We start from the raw sequence: 18,087 nt of genomic DNA, 5'->3' as shown, positions 1-18,087 counted from the left end.
GTCTACTATCGCACCAGCCGACCGACGATCGGCAAGATCGGTTCGACGATACTAGCGCAGGCCGGCGAGATTTCGCAGGGAAGACCCGACGGGGGCGCGGTCGGGCTACGGATAACCGGTGCGAGGTCCGCCAAGCGCAGTCAGCGGGTTCTCCATGGGGCTGTTCGACTGCTCATGACAGGAGAGACGACGATGTCACAGGCCGTATCACGCCGTACGCTGATGGGTGGTGCCGCTTGCGGCGCTGCGCTCGCGACGCTGCCTTTGCTCGCTGTCGAGGCACATGCGGCGCCCGACCCGCGGACCGCGTTTGCCTTGATCGAAAAGGGCATTCCGGCAGCCGTCATGATCGATGCCGACGCCGACAGCGCGGTTCGGCATGTCGCGACCAATTTCACGGCCGATTTGGAGAGGGTCAGCGGCACCGCTGCGCGACTGACCGATGGCGCGAGCGGCGTTGCGCAGGGGCCGGTGGTCATCATTGGCGTCCTTGGCCACAGCGCGGTCATCGATCGTCTCGTGGCGGCCGGCAAGATAGCCGCCGCCGACCTGCACGGCGAATGGGAAGCGTTTCGGCAGATCGTCGTCGACGACCCGATGCCGGGCGTGTCGCGCGCGCTGGTGATCGTCGGGTCGGACCGGCGGGGCGCGGTGTTCGGTACCTATGACGTATCCGAGCGGATCGGCGTTTCGCCGTGGCACTGGTTCGCGGACGTGCCCGTCCGTCGTCAGCGCGACGTGCTGATCCCTGCGGGCTCCAGGCGCGACCAGCCCAAGGTCCGCTATCGCGGGTTCTTCATCAACGACGAGGATCCTTGCCTCAGCGGCTGGGCGAAGAAGGCGTTCGGCGGCGTGAACGCAGCGATGTACGTGCACGTCTTCGAACTGCTGCTACGGATGAAGGGCAATTATCTGTGGCCCGCCATGTGGGGCAAGGCGTTCGCGGATGACGACCCCGCGAGCATGGTGCTGGCCGACGCGATGGGCGTGGTGATGAGCAATTCGCACCACGAGCCGATGCTACGCGCGCAGGCCGAATGGCATCGTCACGAAGATGGCGGCGTCACCGGCGGTGCGTGGGATTACGACAAGAACGGCGCCAACCTGCGGAAATTCTGGCGCGGCGGGATCGAGCGCATGATGGCGAAGGGCGGCGGCCAGCATTACGACTCCGTCGTGACCGTCGGCATGCGCGGAGACGGCGACGAGGCGATGGCCGAGGGCACCGCGACCGGGCTGCTCGAACGCGTCGTCGCCGACCAGCGTCAGATCATCGCCGACGTCACCGGCAAACCGGCGACCGACACGCCGCAGGTCTGGGCGCTCTACAAGGAAGTACAGGATTATTACGACCACGGCATGAAGGTGCCGGACGACGTCACGTTGCTGTTCTCGGACGACAACTGGGGCCAGATCCGGCGCCTGCCCGATCCCGCCGCACCGGCGCGCAAAGGTGGGTACGGCATCTATTATCACTTCGATTATGTCGGCGGTCCACGCAACTACAAGTGGATCAACACCAACCAGATCGAGAAGACCTGGCAGCAGATGGACCTCGCGTACCGGCGTGGTGCGGCGCAGATCTGGATCGTCAACGTCGGCGATATCAAGCCGATGGAATATCCGCTGGGGTTCTTCCTGGCGCAGGCCTGGAACCCGGATGCGATGACCCCAGCCGCGGTTGCCGACTATCCGCGCGCATGGGCGACGGCGACGTTCGGCCCGGACCAGGCGCGCGCGATCGGCGAGATCGTTACTCAGTACAGCCAGTATGTCGCACGCCGAAAGCCCGAACTGATCGACCAGGACAGCTTCCCGCTAGGCGGAGTCAATCCCAAGGGCCTCGATGGCGGCGAGTTCGGCGCGATGGTTGCGCAGTGGGACGCGCTGGAGGCACGGATGCTTACGGTTCGCGCCACGCTGCGGCCGGATCAGCGCGACGCCTATTACCAGTTGGTCGAGTTTCCCGTGGCAGCCGTCGCGAACCTGTACCGGATGTATTACGGCACCGCGTGGAACCGGCTGCTGGCGGCGAAGAACGACGCCCGCGCCAATTATTTTGCCGATCAGGTCGAAACCGCTTTCCGGCGCGACGGCGAACTGACGCAGCGGTACCACAGTATCAACGGCGGCAAGTGGGACGGCATGATGGCGCAGGTCCATATGAGCTATGTCATCTGGAACGATCCCACCAAACAGACCATGCCGAGCATCGTCCGGGTCGGCGCCGATACGCCCGAAGCAAAGCGCCGGCAGCAGCCGATCTTCGTTCCGACGCCCGCGACGCAGGCCGGTATCGTTGCCCTCGAAGCACCCGCGTTCAGTCGGGCACGCGACGGCAAGGGGCTGCGCTGGACGACGATCCCGCATCTGGGTCGTACGGCAGGTGCGATGATCGCGATGCCGCAAGGTCGACCGGCAACGCTGGCGAGTGACGGCGTCTGTCTGGAATACGACGTCACCGTGGCGAAGGCGGGACCGGCGACCGTGACGCTGTACCTCGTACCGACGCTCGACACGTTCGGTCATGACGGATCGCGGATCGGCGTGTCGATCGACGGCGGTGCGGTTCAAGTCCTGCGCGCGGTGCTCGAGCCTACCGGAGGCGATACGGACAATATTGCCAAGGCGCGCTGGGCGGATGCGGTGCGTGACAATGGCGTACGAGTGTCGACAGGCCTTGGTGACGTTGCTAGCGGCCGTCATACGATCAAGATCTGGCGGCTGGACGACAACATGGTGCTCCAGAAGCTGGTACTGGCGACCATCCCGGTACCGATGTCCTATCTTGGCGCGGTTCCCGTCGCCTGACGGAACGCACCGCGCAGCGATCCCTTAGGGGATTTAACGATGCCAGTTTCCTTGGGAAGGGCGACGTAGTAGCATCAATACGCAGACATTAGATTGGTAAGTCCAGTGGCAAAGCCCGCCTCCCAGAACGCGCTGTTCGCGGTCGGAAAATACGACGCTCCCGCGAACGATCGCTTGTATCAGCGGCTGGCGCGGCGGCTGTTCGAGGAACTGGTCGCGGGCACTTATGCGATCGGCGACCGGCTGCCCGCCGAACGCGAGCTGGCGATCGACTACGGCGCCAGTCGCCCGGCGGTGCGTGAAGCTCTCATCGCGCTGGAAGTGCAGGGTTTTATCGAAGTCCGTGTCGGCTCCGGGGCGTATGTCTGCCGGCTGCCGGGGCAGGGCGAAGAGCCGGGTTTCGCGATCACCGCGTTCGAACTGACCGAAGCGCGGATCATGTTCGAGGGAGAGGCGGCAGCGCTCGCAGCGGTGCAGATCTCCGATGCCGAGATCGACCTGCTCGACGGACTGGTCGAGGCGATGACGACCGAGAATTTGCTGACCGAAGTCACCGAGATCGCCGATCGCGACTTCCACATGGCGATCGCCAAGGCGACGCGGAATTCGGGCGTGGTTCGGACGATCGAGGATCTGTGGCATTTACGCTCGACGTCGCCCGAATGCGCGCTTCTCCATGCCAAGGCGCGCAACGCCAAAGTGCGGCCGGTCGTCGCCGAACATGCTGCAATCGTTGATGCTTTGCGCGCGCGCGACGCGGCGGCGGCGCGTGGCGCGATGCGCGCACACCTGACGTCGGTGATGGACCACCTCTTGTTCCAGACCGAAGAGATGGCAATGGAACAGGCTCGACTGGCGCTCGCGACGACTCGCCAGCGTTACGGCGGCGTTCCGACCATTTGATCCATATGGTGACCAAGCGCTTATAGGTTGTCAGACCAATTCGATCGTTGCTATCGACATTGAGAGCATGTGGCTGCACCGCCATGGAAAAACGGGGATGAGCGGCCGATGAAGATGACCCAGACCATGCGCTGGTTTGGCCCGAACGACCCGGTGCCGCTCGACGCCATCCGCCAGGCCGGCGCGACCGGGATCGTCACGGCACTGCACGAGGTCGCCAATGGCGACGTGTGGACCGTCGACGCCATCGCCGCGCGTCGCGTGATAATCGAGGACGCTGGGCTCGACTGGAAAGTGGTCGAGAGCCTGCCCGTCGTCGAGGATCTGAAGCGGCGCTCGGGCGACTGGGATCGGCTGATCGAGGCCTATGTTACCAGCCTGCGGAATCTGGCGGGGCAGGGCATCGAGGTGGTGACCTATAATTTCATGCCGTTGCTCGACTGGACGCGGACCGACCTGAGCTGGGCGTTGCCGGACGGCGCGCGCGCGTTGCGCTTCGAGCTGCATGCGCTCGCCGCGTACGACATCCATATCCTGCGCCGCCCGGGCGCCGAGCAGGACTACACCCCCGATGTCGTCGCCATCGCCGCCGAGCGGTTCGCGGCGATGGACGATGCCGCGCGCGCGACACTGGAGCGGACGATCATCGCCGGGCTGCCGGGGAGCGAGGAGAGCTTCAGTTCGCCGCAGTTGCTCGAGCAAATCGAGACCTACGCCGACATCGACGCGTCGCGGCTGCGCGAGAACCACGTCGCGTTCCTGGAGGCGGTGTGTCCAGTCGCCGAGGCGGAGGGCATCCGGCTGGTAGTGCACCCCGACGATCCGCCGTTCCCGATCTTCGGCCTGCCGCGCGTGGTGAGCACCGAGGCGGACGTCAGCGCGCTGTTCGCGGCGGTGCCGTCGGTCGCCAACGGGCTGTGCTTTTGCAGCGGATCGTTCGGCGTGCGCGCGGACAACGACCTGCCGGGGATGGTTCGTCGGCTCGGCGAACGCATCGGCTTCGTGCATCTGCGATCGGTGCAGCGTGAACCCGGTGGCGCGTTTCACGAGGCGGCGCATCTGGAGGGCGATGCGAACATGCCCGCGATCATGACCGAGCTGGTCGCGTTGCAGGCGCGCACCGGGCGGTCGCTGCCGATGCGCCCCGATCACGGGCACCAGATGGTGGACGACCTCAACAAGCGGACCAACCCCGGCTATTCACTGATCGGGCGGTTGCGCGGGCTGGCGGAACTGCGCGGGCTGGAAACGGGTATCGCGCATGGCCGGGACGCTGCGTAGGAACCGAGCCTAGCGCGTCATCGCCAGTTGCGTATCGTCGAGCGCCAGGTCCACCAGCTTGCGCATCGCCGCGTTGGCGGCGGCGGGGTCGCTAGCTGCGATCGCCTCGTACACGCGGACGTGATCGGGGATCGGGTTGCGCGGCAGCGAGCGGGTGCGCTGCTTGAACTGCGTCGTCCAGCTGACCGCCGCGCCGATGCTCGCGCTCAGCACGACGAGCGCGTCGTTGCGGGTCGCCTGCAACACCGCGTTGTGGAACTCGCGGTCCGCGGCACGGCCGGCTTCGGTGGCCAGCGTGTGGCGGCGCATCGCGGCGAGCGATTCCTTCATCACGGCAAGGTCAGCACGATCGCGTCGCTCGGCGGCCAGCGCGGCGGCGGCTGGCTCGACGATCGCGCGCAACTCGAACAGGCCGCGGACGAAGTCGATGTCGGGTTCGCCGGCAAAGGCCCAGGCGAGCACGTCGGGATCGAGCAGGTTCCAGCGACTGCGCGGTAACACGCGGGTACCGGTTTTGGGTCGACTTTCGACCAATCCCTTTGCCATCAGCACCTGGACCGCCTCGCGGTAGGCGCTGCGCGACACGTCCAGCGCCTCCGAAAACGCGACTTCGCCCGACAATGTATCGCCCGGGAGATACTCGCCCGACAGGATCGCGGTGCCCAGCTTGTGCGCGATCGCGCCGTGCAGCCGCCGTCCTGTACCGCGGGGCGGGCGTGGCGGCGTAGCGCTTTCCGACGGTATCGCCGCATCGGACACGATTGGCGTATCCGACGACGGGCTCGTCTGATCGGGATTGAAGTTCGTCATTGGTAAGCTCCCATCACCGGGGTGATAGCCGCGTGACAATCGCGAGACGATAAGAGATTTTCTGTCCTGGGGGTCGGAACGCCCTGATACAGGCTGCATACGGTATGCGAGTCGGGCGTGCTGCGGTCGTCGGGGCCGCTGGTAGGTCGGCTGGATGCCCCTGCGTTCGATGACGCGCGGCTGGCCAGTCATCGTTCTCGATATAATCGACCGATCGGCTGTTCAGACAGTCGACCTATAATCCCTGAAGATTTCGGGATCTTAATCCTGCCGCGCATTTGGCATCCGCAACATAGTTGCGGTCGATCAGCGGACCCGGATCGGTCGGCGAATGATACATCGTGCCGCGAGCGCCGGCAGCCGACGCGCATTTCCGCCCTCTCGGGACATGCCCGATCCCACGCCAGAGCGCAGGATCGGGCGGTCGTCGATCAGAGGACGCGGTTGATGAGGTTCTCGATCCGCTCCTGCTGGCCCGAGACCGGCTTGGGATCGATGCCGCGCTCGATTGCGAGGTCGGCGATCCCGGCGAGGTCGAGCCCACCGATCGCGCCACCGAACTCGCCGTCCCAGCCGGCATAGCGCTTGGTCTTGATCGCATCGATCCGGCCGTCTTCGATCAGCTTGGCGGCGTTGAGCAGGCCCTTCGCGACGACGTCGATCGCGCCGACATGACCGTAGAACAGGTCGGCCGGGTCCATGCTCTGGCGCCGCACCTTGGCGTCGAAGTTGAAGCCGCCGGTGGTGAACCCGCCCGCGCGGATGATCTCGAGATTGGCGAGCGTCAGTTCCTCGACCGAGTTCGGGAATTGATCGGTATCCCAGCCGTTCTGCGGATCGCCGCGATTGGCATCGATCGAGCCGAAGATGCCGAGCGCAGCGGCGGTCGCGATCTCATGCTCGAACGTGTGGCTGGCGAGGGTGGCGTGGTTCGCCTCGATGTTGACCTTGACCTCGTTCTCCAGGCCATAGCGCTTGAGGAAGCCATACACCGTCGCGGTGTCGAAGTCGTACTGGTGCTTGGTCGGCTCGAACGGCTTCGGCTCGATCAGGATCGTGCCCGTGAAGCCGATCTTGTGCTTGTGCTCGACGACCAGGCTCAGGAAGCGGCCGAAATTGTCGAGCTCGCGCTTCATGTCAGTGTTGAGCAGCGTCTCGTAGCCCTCGCGACCGCCCCACAGCACGTAGTTCTGGCCACCGAGACGGTGTGTCGCCTCGAGCGCATCGCGGACCTGCATCGCGCCGAACGCGAACACTTCCGGATCGGGGTTGGTCGCGCCGCCGGCGGCAAAGCGCGGGTGGCTGAACAGGTTGGCGGTGCCCCAGAGCAGCTTGCGGCCCGATGCAGCCTGGAGCTGTTCGAGATGGTCGACGGCTTCGGCGAAGAACTTGCGGTGCTCGGTGATGTTGGCGGCGTCGGCCATCACGTCGACGTCGTGGAAGCAATAATAGGGCACGTCGAGCGTCTTGAAGAACTCGAACGCGACCTCGCGCTTCATCGCCGCGGCGGCGCTGTCGTTGGCACCGCGGTGCCACGGGCGATCGAACGTGCCGCCGCCGAACACGTCGGAGCCGGGCCAGCAGAAGGTGTGCCAGAAGCACGCGGCGAAGCGGAGGTGATCTTCCATGCGCTTGCCGAGGACCATCTTGTCCTTGTCGTAGAAGCGGTAGGCCAGCTCGTTGGTGCTGTCGGGGCCCTCATATTTGATCTGGGGGATATCGGCGAAGAAGTCGGACATCAAAGCTTCCTACGATTTTGGGGTGATGCGGGAATAGGCTTGGCGGAACGCGGCCTTCTTCTCGGCGAGCGCCGAGACGAGGGCAGGGTCGGGGACGATGGTGTGCGAGACGGGAGGCGCGACGCAGATCTCGGCAGGGTCGCCGCCGTCGACGCCAAGCTGGGCAAGGCGCGCGGCACCGAGCGCGGGACCGACCTCGCCGCCCTGGAGATAGACGAGTTCGACCTCCATCGCCGCGGCGATCACCTGGCCCCAATAGCGCGAGCGGGCACCGCCGCCGATCACCGCGAGGCGCTCGACCGTCGTGCCGGCCTCACGCAACACGTCGAGACCGTCGGCGAGCGCGAACGCCACGCCTTCCAGCACCGCCTGCGACAGGCGGCCGGCGTCTGTGTCGTTGTCGAGGCGGAGGAACGCGCCACGCACCTCCGGGTCGTTGTGCGGTGTGCGCTCGCCCGACAGGTAGGGGAGGAAGATCTCGGGGCCACTGGCGGGGCCGGCTGCCTCGGCGCGCGCGAACAGGTCGGCGGCACCGGCGGCGCCGGTGATCCGCGCGACCCAATCGATGCACGACGCAGCCGACAAATGGACCGACATCTGGTGCCACATGCCGGGTAGCGCATGACAGAAGGCGTGGACCGCACGCGCCGGATTGGGGCGGAAGTCGTTGGTCGCGACGAAGATGACGCCCGACGTGCCGAGCGACAGCAGCGCATCGCCGTCCTTGACGACACCGACGCCGACCGCGCCCGCCGCATTGTCGCTGCCACCTGCCGCGACCGGGACCTGCGGCATGCCCCACAGCTCGGCGACCTCGGCGGTGAGCGTGCCGGTGATCTCCGTGCCCTCGTACAGCGCCGGCATCTGCGCCTGTGTCAATCCGCAGGCGGCGAGGATCTCGTCGCTCCAGCAGCGGCCGCCGACGTCGAGCCACAGCGTGCCCGCGCTGTCGGATAGGTCTGACGCCTTGTCGCCGGTCATCAGCAGCCGGACATAGTCCTTGGGCAGCAACACCGTGGCGATCTTTGCGAAGACCTCGGGCTCATGCTCGCGGACCCACAGCAGTTTTGGCGCAGTGAAGCCGGGCATCGCGATGTTGCCAGAGATCGTGCGCAGGTTGGGAACGGCGCGCTCCAGTGCCTCGCACTCGGCGAAGCAGCGGCCGTCGTTCCACAGGATCGCGGGGCGCAGCGGCCGGTCGTCGGCGTCGAGCAAGGTCGCGCCGTGCATCTGGCCCGCAAGCCCAACGCCGCGCACCGAACGGCGGACGCTCGGGTCGATCGCCTGGACCGCGGCGATGGTCGCCTTCCACCACGCATCCGGATCCTGTTCGGACCAGAGCGGGTGCGGCCGCTGCACGGTCAGCGCGGCGGTGCCCTGACCGACCACGCTGCCATGCTGGTCGAGCACCACGGCCTTGACACCCGAGGTGCCGATATCGATTCCGAGGAACATCAGTTGACGAACGGATCGATGGTCGGGATCGAGCCGTCGGGCGCGAACTTCAGTTCGGTCACCTTGACGTTGCGCAGGTGGTTCTTGTTGCTCATCTGCGTATCCGCATAGAACAGCCACCATTTCTTGTTCCATTCGACGATCGAATGGTGGCTCGTCCAGCCCTGCACCGGCTTGAGGATATGGCCGCGATAGGTGAACGGGCCGTACGGGTTGTCGCCGGTCGCGTAGTTCAGGAAGTGCGTGTCGCCGGTCGAGTAGGTGTAGTAATATTTGCCGCCGCGCGTGAAGACCCAGGACGCCTCGAAGAAGCGGCGTTCATGGTCGCCGCCGAGCACGGGCTTGCCGGCTTCGTCGAGGATCTGGACGTCGCGCGGGATCTCCGCAAAGCTCTTCATGTCGGGGTTGAGCTTGGCGATCTTGCCCGACAGCGCCGGCTGGTCGTCCTTACCGAGATCGGTGTCCGAACCGTTGGCGTCGAACTTCCCATCCTTCCAGCGCTGGAGCTGGCCGCCCCAGATACCGCCGAAATACATGTAGCTCGCGCCGTTCGCGTCGGTGAACACTGCGGGGTCCATCGAGAAGCTGCCGGTGATCGGCTTGGGATCGGCCTTGAACGGACCCACCGGGCTCTTCGAGGTGGCGACGCCGATGCGGAACGTGCCGAGGCCGTTCTTGTCGAGCTGTTTGTCGCGCGCCGGGAAGTACAGGTAATAGGTGCCGTTCTTGTAGGCGGCATCAGGGGCCCACATCTGCCGCGACGCCCAGGGCACGTCCTTCACGTCGAGCGCGACGCCGTTGACCTTCACCGGGCCGCCGATGCGGTCCATGCTCAGGACGCGGTAGTCGCGCATCGCATATTGGTTGCCGAGGTCGTCGTCGGCGATCTTCACGTCGATGTCGTGGCTCGGATAGACGTAGATCTTGCCGCCGAAGACGTGCGCCGACGGATCGGCGGTGTAGATGCTAGTGACCAGCGGCTGCGACAGATAGCGCTTGCCGTCGGGGCTGCGCGGCTCCTTGCCGACGGACGTGGTTTTCGCCCCGGGCGTCGAGGGGGCACTTCCCCCATTGGTCTGGGCGAGGGCGATCGTCCCGGTTGCGGCAAGTGCGGCAATGACGAGCGTAGGCGCGAGGCTGAAACGCATCGGTCCGTGGTCCTTCCTAATGTTCACCATCTGATGTGGTGTCGAGCTTCGATGTGTTTGGGTAGCGCTACCGTACGAAACGTGTCAACTCTTAGCACGCCGGGCGGACGACTGTCGACATGACCTTAGTCGCCTGTGGACCTACTCGGCTCACTTCCTCCACGCATAGGGACCGACCAGCGTGCCGACGAAGCCGCCTGCGGTCTTGGTGCTGAGAATGCGCGCATCGACGTCGTGCGCGAGGGTCTTCTTGCCGCCGGTGCCGTCGTAATCGAACGCCATCGTGCCGCCGTTGGCGCGGATCGTCAGCGTGACGGGGCCCGTGCCGGTGACGGGTGCGGAGGCGACCAGTTGTTCCTTACCCTTGTCGGTGGTGTAGAGCGCGACGACGGGCATGCCGGCAATCCGGGTGATGCCGAAGAACACATAGTTCGCGTCGCTCTGCATCGCGACAAGGCCTGCGCGATCGCCATCGGTGTCGGGGGCGAAGCGGACGGTGGTCGACATCGTCGCGACGTGATGCTGTTGGCGGCGTCCGACGAACGACGGCACCTTGGAAAGATCGCCGATGCGTCCGCCGCGGTCGAGGATCAGGTCGCCGTGGTCGAGCCGGTAGAAGGGCGTCTTGGGCGTGCGTACGCCGACCCATTGCATCGCCAGCTTGCTGCCGTCGAAGCTGTCGACATAGCCGAAATCGCCGCTGGTTGGGATGCGGCTCGGCGGACTCGCGGGCAGCCTGGGCTTGGTGCCAACGAACGGGACCGGCTGGCTCTTGGGCAGAATGATCGGCCAGCCATCCTTCCACGTTACCGCTAACATGAATGTCTCGCGGCCGATGTTGTACGAGTCGCCCTCGTACGGACGGACGCCGAGGAAGGTTGCGTACCAGTCGCCGTTCTGCGTCTCGACGAGCTTCGCATGGCCGGTCGAGGTAACCGGGTTGGGACGCGCTGGGTCGAGGTCGCGTTGCGTCAGGATCGGATTGCCGGCGAACGGGACATAGGGCCCGCGGAGTGATTTCGAGCGAAGTGCGACCTGCGAGTGGTTGACGCTGGTGCCTCCTTCTGCCGCGGTCAGGTAATAATAGCCGTCCTTGCGGAAGATATGCGGGCCCTCGATCCAGACCGGCTTCTTGGCGATGTCGACGCCGCCGTTGATCAGCTGCGTGCTGTCGCCGACCATTTTTCCCGCGCGCCAGTCATATTCCTGGATCCAGATTGCGCGGTGGCCGTCGTAGCGCGGCGGCTCGGCGGGCGCGCGGTTGTTGACGATATACGCCTTGTCGCCTTCCCAGTAGATCGACGGGTCGATGCCTTCGAACGGCAGCCAGATCGGGTTCGACCACGGCCCCGCCGGGTCCTTCGCGGTGATGACGAAATTGCCTTTGCACTCGACGCACGTGTTGACGATGTAGAAGACGCCGTCGTGATACGAGATGTCGGGCGCGAACACCGCCTGCGACGTGCGCATCCCGGTGAAGTCGAGTTGCTCCGGCCGGTCGATCGCGTTGCCGATCTGCGTCCAGTTCACCAGGTCCTTCGATTTGAAGATCGGCAGGCCGGGGAAGTGCGCGAACGAGGAAAGGACGAGGTAATAGTCGTCGCCGACGCGCGTCACCGACGGATCGGGATAATAGCCCGACAGGATCGGGTTACGATATTGGCCGGGGCCGACGCTGACCTTTTCCTGCGTGTGCCCGTCATAGCTGAAGCTGCTGAACCGCGGTGCGTCGCTGGCGAAGGCGGGCGTTCCTAAGGCGAGACCTGCGAGCAGTCCTAATGTCTGGATTTTCATGGCAATTCTCACTTGGTTGCGTTCGCTGTCTGGGTTGGCTTGGACCCAGCCGCCACGGCGAGCTCCTGCGCGGCTTGCGCGAGTTCGATCCACATCGCGCCTTCGGGGATGACGTATTCGTTCTCGCCCCAGAAGAACGGCCAGTCTTCATGGTTCTCGGGGAAGTCCGGCTTGATGATGAGCACGCCCGGCACGACGCCGCCGGCGATGAACGAGAAGTCGGCGCGGTTGTTGCCGTAGGCGACCTCCTTCGAGACGGTGCCGACCGCGGAGACGAACGACACGTCGGACGCGGGGTGGTTGCCGACCAGAAACTCGAGCCCGCGGAACACCGCGTCGGCAGGCATGATTTCCGGGAACGCCTTGTGCAGCGTGTACGCGTTCATCGCATAGCCGAGCACGGTGCCGCTGCCCGCCCATCCGCCGGTGGTGATCGGCACGCCGAACGGATTGGCCTTGGCCGCGGTCTCGGCGGCGGCGGCATAGGCGCGCACCGCCGGGATCATCGCCGCGCGATAGGTCGGCGGCATGAACGGAATCGCCGCCACCGCATCGCGCAGGGTAAAGGCGAACGTCTTTTCCATCGCCGGCCACAGCGACTGGACCGCATCGGCATAGCGAGGATCGCGCGTCGTGCGGAGCAGTTCGACCGCGGCGGAGAAGCGCTCGGCATCGAGCGGCCCGCCGGTGGTGTTGCCGTGCTGGTACAGATCGGGCGCGTGCGACTGTTCCTCCGCCCAGGTCCGCGTTGCGATGCCGAGCGCCTTCTTCGACAGCGCGGGATCGACCTCGGCAAGCGCGCGCGATGCCGCCGCCAGCCCGGCGATCGAGCCGTAGTTCAGCGCGGAAGCCTTGGTCGTGAATGCCCAGCGATCGTCGGGCGTGCCGCTGCGGCCGTTCTTTTCCTCGCCGAGCTTTAGCGCGGGATCGTAGACCAGCCCGTCGGTCTTGGTCGAGGCGTCGCCGAGATGCGTGTATTGCGCGACGTCGGGCTCGACGATGCCGTGGATCGCGTGGCCGACCGCGTCGAACTGCGCGACGAGTTGCAGCGTGCCGTGGCGGATCTGCTGGACGAGATCGGGCGTACCGTCGGGCACGTGGATCTCGGTCTTGCGCCGGGTCCAGTCGATCGCGGTGGTATCGCGCATCGGGTGCCAGCGCTCCCAGCTGTCGACCAGCGAGCGGATCACCTGATATTGCGACTGGGTGCGGATGTCGTAGTCGCCCGCGTCGAACCATCCGCCGACCGCGAGACCGGGGATGTGTTCGCCGGACTTGAACTTCGTGTCGGTGGTCGGCCCCTGCGCATAAAGGTCGATATGCTCGTGGTCGGTCGGCGCTTGGCGGGCATCGTCGCGGTGCGCGTCGCCGTGCCAGACGCGGTAGCCTTCGTTGACGAACATATGGTCCATCGCGACCGGGAAATAGACGTCGAGCGTCGGATGCCACGCGCCGGCATAGGCGTCGGCGGCGATCCGGAACGGTGCGGTGCGCGTGGTGCCGTAGTCGAGCACATAGGTGCCGGGCTGGCGGACCGCGCTGAAATCGAGTTGCAGATAGCTGTAGCGCAGATAGTCGCCCCAGCGCTTGGCGGGCGCGGTCGGCACCGGCGTCATGCTGCCATCCTCGCCGACGCGGAGCAGGCGCGCGGGCAGCAGGCGGCGATCGTTGCGGTCGAGTTCGATCGTCGCGACCTTCCGCGCGTCGGGCGTGTAGCCGAGTTGCGAATGCGCGATCACCGGGGGACGGAGCCAGCCCGGTACGCTGTTGGGCTGGATCGTCCATTCGAGCACGGTGCCGGTGCGCCCGACCGGTAGCAGCGAGCGGAGTACGAACCAGCCATTCTGCGCCTGGTTGCGACCGTCGAACAATTGCACCTCGGCGGTCGAGCGGATCGTCACCCGGCGTGCCGGATCCTCGGGTGCGAGCACGAAGCGGCTGCCCCTGGCGATCGCGGTCGGTTCGGCGCCGGGGCCTTCCGCGCGCCCGCTCGCCGCGTTGCGCTGCGGCGTCCGGATCATCGCGTCGGCCGGATAGACCGGGAACGCACCGCTGACGCCGTCCGCCATGTAGCTGTGGTGGAAATAGGCGGCGGGGAGAAATTCGAGGTTGAACCCGGCCTTCCCCGCGAGCGCAGCCGGCACGGGCTGGTCGAGGATCACCGAAACGGCGACCGCCCCGCCACGCTTTTCCGAGCGCACGCGGTAGCGCCATTTATAGTCGGGATATTCGAGCGTAACGGTGATCGCGCCGGTCGCGGCGTCGATCTTGCGGTCTACCAGGCGTCCGATCGCGTCCCATTGGCCGGGCGTGGAGGACAGGCGGACGTCGCCGTTGGTGGCGATGCGTTCGCCCTGCTGGATGATCTCGACGCCACTGATCTTCGAATCGGCGAACAGGCCGTCATACCAGTTGGAGAAGACGAGCACGTTGGCGGCCGGCGCCTCGTAATAGCCGGCGGCGTTGAGCGTCAGGTCGGTCGACGCGGCGCGCGGGCTTGTCTGAGCGATTGCGGGCGCGGCGCTCGCGAGCAGGGTCGCGATCAGGCAGAATGCGGATTTGGCCGCCATGGTTTTCCTCTCCGGTATTGTCATGCGGCGTTGGATTCGCCTGCTATTCCGGTGACTATAGCGCTAACAATCGCATACGCCACCCGCTGTCACTGTTCGCATATGGACAGGATAGCGGTATCACCCTAATACTCATACAAGGTTGCAAAGGGCACGCGACGGTTCCGGTTTCGGGACGTCGGAGAACAGCCTGCACGCAACCGATAGGGAGAAGAGGATGACCGGGCCAACCGTCGATCGTCGTCGTGCGATGCTTGCATCGATCGCCACCGGGGCGGGGCTGATGCTGCCCGGTATCGGTCACGCGCGTGCTGCGTCCGGATCGTCCGCATCGCGCGCCGGCACCTGTTCCACGCCGCAATCGGCGATTGCGCGGACGCAATACGGTCCGGTCCGCGGCTATGTCTCGGACGGCATCTACACCTTCAAGGGCGTGCCTTACGGTGCAGATACCGGCGGCGAGAACCGCTGGCTGCCTGCCAAGCCGCCGCAGCGCTGGACCGAGACGCGCGACACGCTGTCCTACGGCGCGAACTGCCCGCAGACGCTCCACGACTTTAGTGCCGTAGAGCACACGTTCCTCCAGCAATGGACCGACGGGTTCATTGGCGAGGACATGCTGAAGCTGAACGTCTGGACGCCGTCGCTGTCGGGCAAGCGGCCGGTGATGGTGTATTTCCACGGCGGCGGTTTCGCGTTCGGATCGTCGTACGAACTCGCCTCGCATGACGGCGCGCAGATGGCGCGGCATCACGACGTGGTGCAGGTATCGATCAACCACCGGCTGAACGTACTCGGGTTCCTCGACCTGACCGAGGTCGGCGGCGCCGCGTACGATACGTCGGTCAACGTCAGCATGAACGATTGCGTCGCGGCGTTGCGCTGGGTGCAGGAGAACATCGCGCGGTTCGGCGGCGATCCCGACGCCGTGATGATCTACGGCCAATCGGGCGGCGGATCGAAGGTGACGACGTTGCTCGGCATGGCGACCGGCAAGGGCCTGATCCACCGTGCCGCGGTGCAGTCGGGCGGGGGCGGGTCGCTGCCGACCGCCGAACAGTCGCGCGATTTCTCGCGGCGCGTGCTGCGTGAACTGAACATCGGGCCGAAGGATCTGGGCGCGCTCCAGCGGATCGCGTGGAAGCCGCTGTTCGACGCCGGCAACAAGGTCGCGACCGAGATCAATGGTCCGCGCGGGCCGATGGGGCCTTCGCTGACACCGCGCGTGGGCTGGAACCCGACGCTCGACGGCAAGGTGATCGACGTCCGCTCCTACTCGGACATTGGGCCTGCGGTGTCGCGCGACGTGCCGGTGATGATCGGCAATGTCAGCGAGGAGGGCATGCGCTGGGGCTATAACCCTAGCGAGGCGCAGTGGCGGACCGATCTCACCACGCAGATGGGGGGCGACAAGGCCGGGCGGCTGATCGCGGCGATGAAGCAGGCGCATCCCGAAAAGGCGGTGCGGACGCTGGCGTACGGCGTGCAGGGCCTGCAGAACCGCAACCGCGTGCAGGACATGGTCCGCCTGAAACATGCGCAGCGCGGCGCGCCGGTGTACCAATATCTGTTCCAGTGGCAGTCGCCGCAACTCGGCGGCGTCGCGGGCGCATGGCATACCGCCGACCTCGCCTTTTGCTTCGACAACACCGCGCTCTGCGACCAGGGCACCGGCAATACGCCCGAAGCACAGCGCGTCGCACGGACGATGTCGACCGCATGGGCGAACTTCGCGCGGACCGGCAATCCGAGCCAGCCGGGGCTAACCTGGACGCCGACCGATCCGCAGCGCTGCCAGACGATGGTGTTCGATACCACGAGCCGCATGGTCGACGATCCCGAGGGTGCGGCTCGGCGAATCCTGCTGTCGTGAGCGTGTGACGAATAATAAGGGGGGAGAAGGCGATGCGTTGGTCGATCAGATTTGGGTTGTTGGCGAGCGCGCTGGCACTGGCGACGCCGGTGTTGGCGCAGGACGCGCGGATGACCGCGACGGCGGCTCCGGCCGAGCCGAGTGCGATCCCGCTCAACACCGGCGGCGTGAAGGGGCAGGCCGCACCCGAGGCGTGGTTCAGCCAGTACGGCGTCGCGATGACGCGCAACGTCACGTCCGCGACGCTGACGCCGTTCCTGCCAGATCCGGCCAAGGCGACCGGCGCGGCTGTGATCGTCGCGCCGGGCGGCGGTTTTCTCATGCTGTCGATGGAGAACGAGGGCTGGCGCGTGGCGAAGGCGCTCGCCGACCGCGGCATCGCGGCGTTCGTGCTGAAATACCGGCTGAAGCCGACGCCGGCGGACATGGGCGGGTTCGAGCAGTCGGTCACGGCCATGTTCGCGGGCGCCGCGCAACCGCAGCGACGGATGAGCCCGGACGAGGCGATCGCCGGGCTTAGCGACCAGATCGCCGATGCACGCGCGGCTGTCGCTTTGGTGCGGACGCGCGCGACCGAGTGGAAGGTCGACCCCGCCCGTGTCGGCATGGTGGGCTTCTCAGCGGGGGCGATGACGACGATGGCGACCGCACTGGCCGCGCCCGACACGCATCTCGCCTTCATCGCGCCGATCTATGGATCGATGGAGGCGGTGAAGGTGCCGGCCGACGCCCCGCCGCTGTTCGCGGTGCTCGCCGCCAACGACCCGCTGTTCGCCAACAAGGGATTCGGCCTGATCGACTCCTGGCAGAAGGCGGGGAAGCCGGTCGAGTTCCACCTGTACCAGGCGGGCGGGCACGGCTTCGGGCTGGGCAAGAAGGGCACGACCAGCACCGGCTGGTTCGAGGATTTCATGCACTGGCTCGACGCCAACGGCATGCTCGTACGGCGATGACATTGATGCAGGGGGAGACGGGTATGATGCGCTTCACGAGGGTTCGGGCGATCGGGCTGCGCGCCGCGCCGCTGCTGGCGTTGGGTGCGCTGGCCGGGATGTCGTCCGGCGCGAACGGACAGGATACGGCGCTGCCACCGGCGGCCGGTCTCGCGCCGTATTTCCAGCCGGTGACGCAAGGCGCCACGACGCCCGACAGCGACGGGTTCCTGCGTCGCTGGCTGTTGCTCGAGCCGATCGACAAGCCCAACCGCAGCAATACGGGCTTTACCGCCACCTATGTCCGGCAGGCGCTGACCACGGAGTATTTCCCCGGCCAGTTCACGGCGATCCCGCGCGACGGCCAGGTCGTGAAAGCGGCGCAACCGCTGCGCTGGCACGCGCTTGATTCCGGCGCGTTCGACGTCAAGCTGTTCAGCTTCGCCAAGGGGCTCGGCAAGCCGACCTACGGCGTGATCTTCTGGGCGGTGACGATCGTCGACAGCCCGCGCGAGATGCGCGACGTGCGGCTGGCAGTCGGGTCGAACTCGGCGTCGATCTGGTGGCTGAACGGCAAGGAGGCGGCCGGGCTGTTCAACGATCGCCGCATGGTGATGGACGACGTGCTGTCGGACCGCGTGACGCTGCGCAAGGGCCGCAACGTCCTGCGCGGCGCGGTGATCAACGGACCCGGCCTGAGCGACTTCTGCGTGCGCTTCGTCGATGAGGCCGGCCGCCCGATCACCGACCTCAAGACCGATGTCCGCTAGC

At 66.1% G+C, this 18,087-nt stretch carries 12 protein-coding genes; 6 read left to right on the top strand and 6 right to left on the bottom strand.

The genetic code is table 11. From position 1 onward, the window contains the following. Positions 1-192: 192 nt before the first annotated feature. The 3 genes from C8J39_RS04670 to uxuA all read left to right on the top strand — a co-directional run bounded on the left by C8J39_RS04670 (position 193) and on the right by uxuA (position 4,995). Complete coding sequence (locus C8J39_RS04670; RefSeq protein ID WP_243649721.1) at positions 193-2,811, top strand: glycosyl hydrolase 115 family protein; 2,619 nt, start codon at positions 193-195, stop codon at positions 2,809-2,811. 105 nt (positions 2,812-2,916) lie between these two features. Beyond that, positions 2,917-3,714, top strand: coding sequence for a FadR/GntR family transcriptional regulator (locus C8J39_RS04665; protein WP_404969309.1), 798 nt, complete (start codon positions 2,917-2,919; stop codon positions 3,712-3,714). Between the two features lie 108 nt (positions 3,715-3,822). Beyond that, entirely contained in the window at positions 3,823-4,995 is a 1,173-nt protein-coding gene (gene uxuA, locus C8J39_RS04660) for a mannonate dehydratase (protein WP_120299427.1), read from the top strand. 9 nt (positions 4,996-5,004) lie between these two features. On the opposite strand, the gene C8J39_RS04655 is transcribed toward uxuA, so the two are convergent. From C8J39_RS04655 to C8J39_RS04630, 6 genes are all read right to left on the bottom strand, one after another. Next, positions 5,005-5,805, bottom strand: a complete 801-nt coding sequence (locus C8J39_RS04655) for a FadR/GntR family transcriptional regulator (RefSeq protein WP_120299426.1) — start codon at positions 5,803-5,805, stop codon at positions 5,005-5,007. A gap of 431 nt (positions 5,806-6,236) precedes the next feature. After that, positions 6,237-7,547, bottom strand: a complete 1,311-nt coding sequence (gene xylA / locus C8J39_RS04650; protein WP_107951986.1) for a xylose isomerase — start codon at positions 7,545-7,547, stop codon at positions 6,237-6,239. 6 nt (positions 7,548-7,553) lie between these two features. Then, positions 7,554-8,999: a xylulokinase gene (xylB, locus tag C8J39_RS04645; protein WP_120299425.1), complete on the bottom strand. Its 1,446-nt coding sequence runs from the start codon at positions 8,997-8,999 to the stop codon at positions 7,554-7,556. Next, positions 8,999-10,147: a glycoside hydrolase family 43 protein gene (locus C8J39_RS04640; protein ID WP_120299732.1), complete on the bottom strand. Its 1,149-nt coding sequence runs from the start codon at positions 10,145-10,147 to the stop codon at positions 8,999-9,001. The genes xylB and C8J39_RS04640 overlap by 1 nt, the downstream gene beginning before the upstream one ends. Before the next feature lie 150 nt (positions 10,148-10,297). Further along, complete coding sequence (locus C8J39_RS04635) at positions 10,298-11,941, bottom strand: glycoside hydrolase family 43 protein (RefSeq protein ID WP_120299424.1); 1,644 nt, start codon at positions 11,939-11,941, stop codon at positions 10,298-10,300. 8 nt (positions 11,942-11,949) lie between these two features. Beyond that, on the bottom strand, positions 11,950-14,511 hold the full coding sequence (locus tag C8J39_RS04630; protein ID WP_120299423.1) for a glycoside hydrolase family 9 protein: 2,562 nt from the start codon (positions 14,509-14,511) through the stop codon (positions 11,950-11,952). 217 nt (positions 14,512-14,728) lie between these two features. On the opposite strand from C8J39_RS04630, the gene C8J39_RS04625 reads away from it, so the two are divergent. From C8J39_RS04625 to C8J39_RS04615, 3 genes are read left to right on the top strand one after another with little or no spacing between them, the layout of a single operon-like run. After that, complete coding sequence (locus C8J39_RS04625) at positions 14,729-16,384, top strand: carboxylesterase/lipase family protein (RefSeq protein ID WP_120299422.1); 1,656 nt, start codon at positions 14,729-14,731, stop codon at positions 16,382-16,384. Positions 16,385-16,416: 32 nt separating this feature from the next. Further along, entirely contained in the window at positions 16,417-17,337 is a 921-nt protein-coding gene (locus C8J39_RS04620) for an alpha/beta hydrolase (protein WP_120299421.1), read from the top strand. A gap of 23 nt (positions 17,338-17,360) precedes the next feature. Further along, a complete protein-coding gene (locus C8J39_RS04615; RefSeq protein WP_165895121.1) occupies positions 17,361-18,086 on the top strand; it encodes an acetylxylan esterase in 726 nt (241 codons plus the stop codon). Position 18,087: the final 1 nt, after the last annotated feature.

It is taken from the genome of Sphingomonas sp. PP-CC-1A-547 (genome assembly GCF_003610375.1).
Taxonomy (GTDB): Bacteria; Pseudomonadota; Alphaproteobacteria; order Sphingomonadales; family Sphingomonadaceae; genus Sphingomonas.
Note: the sequence above shows the minus strand (reverse complement) of the source record. Positions and strands in the feature narration are given on the sequence as shown.

Excerpts from the sequence above, each read along its gene's own strand:
- C8J39_RS04670 (WP_243649721.1), top strand. The coding sequence starts at position 193 with ATGTCACAGGCCGTATCACGCCGTACGCTGATGGGTGGTGCCGCTTGC.
- uxuA (WP_120299427.1), top strand. The coding sequence starts at position 3,823 with ATGAAGATGACCCAGACCATGCGCTGGTTTGGCCCGAACGACCCGGTG.
- C8J39_RS04620 (WP_120299421.1), top strand. The coding sequence starts at position 16,417 with ATGCGTTGGTCGATCAGATTTGGGTTGTTGGCGAGCGCGCTGGCACTG.
- xylB (WP_120299425.1), bottom strand. The coding sequence starts at position 8,999 with ATGTTCCTCGGAATCGATATCGGCACCTCGGGTGTCAAGGCCGTGGTG.
- C8J39_RS04630 (WP_120299423.1), bottom strand. The coding sequence starts at position 14,511 with ATGGCGGCCAAATCCGCATTCTGCCTGATCGCGACCCTGCTCGCGAGC.
- C8J39_RS04655 (WP_120299426.1), bottom strand. The coding sequence starts at position 5,805 with ATGACGAACTTCAATCCCGATCAGACGAGCCCGTCGTCGGATACGCCA.
- C8J39_RS04640 (WP_120299732.1), bottom strand. The coding sequence starts at position 10,147 with ATGCGTTTCAGCCTCGCGCCTACGCTCGTCATTGCCGCACTTGCCGCA.
- C8J39_RS04615 (WP_165895121.1), top strand. The coding sequence starts at position 17,361 with ATGATGCGCTTCACGAGGGTTCGGGCGATCGGGCTGCGCGCCGCGCCG.
- C8J39_RS04635 (WP_120299424.1), bottom strand. The coding sequence starts at position 11,941 with ATGAAAATCCAGACATTAGGACTGCTCGCAGGTCTCGCCTTAGGAACG.
- C8J39_RS04625 (WP_120299422.1), top strand. The coding sequence starts at position 14,729 with ATGACCGGGCCAACCGTCGATCGTCGTCGTGCGATGCTTGCATCGATC.